Source organism: Protofrankia sp. CiP3 (assembly GCF_917627345.1).
In the GTDB taxonomy this organism is placed as follows: Bacteria; Actinomycetota; Actinomycetes; order Frankiales; family Frankiaceae; genus Protofrankia.
In genome coordinates, this window is sequence record NZ_CAKJTM010000187.1 from 4,481 (window position 1) to 5,957 (window position 1,477).

General features: G+C 61.7%; 1 protein-coding gene. It reads right to left on the reverse strand.

Features of this window, described 5'->3' with window-relative positions:
• Nucleotides 1–298: 298 nt before the first annotated feature.
• A complete protein-coding gene (locus MJ797_RS25830) occupies nucleotides 299–1,096 on the reverse strand; it encodes a GNAT family N-acetyltransferase (RefSeq protein WP_239342227.1) in 798 nt (265 codons plus the stop codon).
• Between the last annotated feature and the right edge of the window lie 381 nt (nucleotides 1,097–1,477).

Sequence of the window (1,477 nt, forward strand, 5' to 3'; positions counted from 1 at the left end):
ACCCAGGGCTGCGGCGAGATCACTCTTGGTCAGATATTGTAGCTCAACGTAGTTGACATCGGTCGGCCTCGCCGAGCCGGCAGGGCGGCAAACCTCCCGCCGTTACGGCGTTTCCTGATCATCTGCGAGGTCCCCACCGAGGTCTGACCGGCGAACTGTGTATTTCGATCAATGCGGATTGTTACCTTGCCGCAGCCCTGGCTGGAGACCGCCCAACAATTTTCGACTGGAGGGTTCCCGCTTTCGTAGACAGCGGCTTCAGGTCTGTTGTCTACGAAAGCGGGAACCCTCCAAGCACTCAGCTCTTGGCGAGCTGGAAGAAATAGACCGGCGTGTTGGCGTGGTAGCCGATGCGTTCGTAAACGGGCTGCCCGGCCTGCGTGGCGTGCAACACGACACGCCGCTGCCCGGTTTGCGTGATACCTTCATAGATCGCTTTGCGGGTGACGGCTTCGCCGTACCCGCGGCGCATCTCTCCGGGCACAGTTGCGACGAGCGCCAGAAAGATCGAATCAGGGCCGCCGATGGTGGCGGCACACGCCACCGGACGCCCATCGCGGTATCCGATGTAGGCGTAGGCGTCGCGTCGCCAGAGTGTGGAGCCGGCCAACGCGGTGCGGCCCGCCTCAGGCGGCATGCCGTACGCGAGAGCATTGATTTCGCCGTAAGCAACGAGATCGTCGTCGGTCTCCACCCGCCGGAACGTGAGCTCGGGATGATGCGGCTCGGGAATCGACAGGTCACCGGCCATACCGCGGCCGGAAAACGCGAGCTCGAGACCGGCCTCGGCAGCTCGACCGAACAGCTCCTGTCTCGCTTGCGGGCTCAGCACATCCTCAAAGAGCCACAGGTAGCCGGCCTGCGACCTGCCCCGCATGAAGGACGCTGCCCGCGAAAGCTGGTCACGGAGGGCGTCCGCTGAGATATCCACACCGGTCAGCGTTACGGTGTTCCAGAACATGAAAGTGCTGTCAGCCCACATCCTGCTGACACCGTCGTCGGTGCTGACCTGCCCACCCCGGTCCAAGACCAGGCCGGTCCAGATGGTGATGAGGTGGTCTCTCGACTCCACAGCATCCGTGTTGAGTAACACCATGAATGTCCCTTCTCAAGGCGATGGCCGTGACTTTACTGTACCCGGCGTCCGGATGTGCTGGCTCGTCGTGGGCGTAGCTGCAGCAGGCCAGGCATTGACGTTCGCCTGCCGGTTGTGAACTCGTTCGCGGCGAAGCGGGCCGCATTGCCGGTCGGCGCAGATATAGGATTCGCAATGAAATAACTTTATCATTTGATGATGCTTTGACGTCGTCTTGTGATTACTTCGGTCTTCGGTGTAACTCGTGTTTCGCAGTTTCGGGGGGCGGGTCGTGCCGTCGGGTGTGGCTGAGCGCTGTCAGTGGTGAGAGCTGGGACCCGCGTAGAGGATGAAGGTGTGATCGATGCCCTGTTCCGGGGTGCCGGTTTTGGGTCCGAAGGA

Coding starts and splice junctions, on each gene's coding strand:
- MJ797_RS25830 (WP_239342227.1), bottom strand. CDS start 1,096: ATGGTGTTACTCAACACGGATGCTGTGGAGTCGAGAGACCACCTCATC.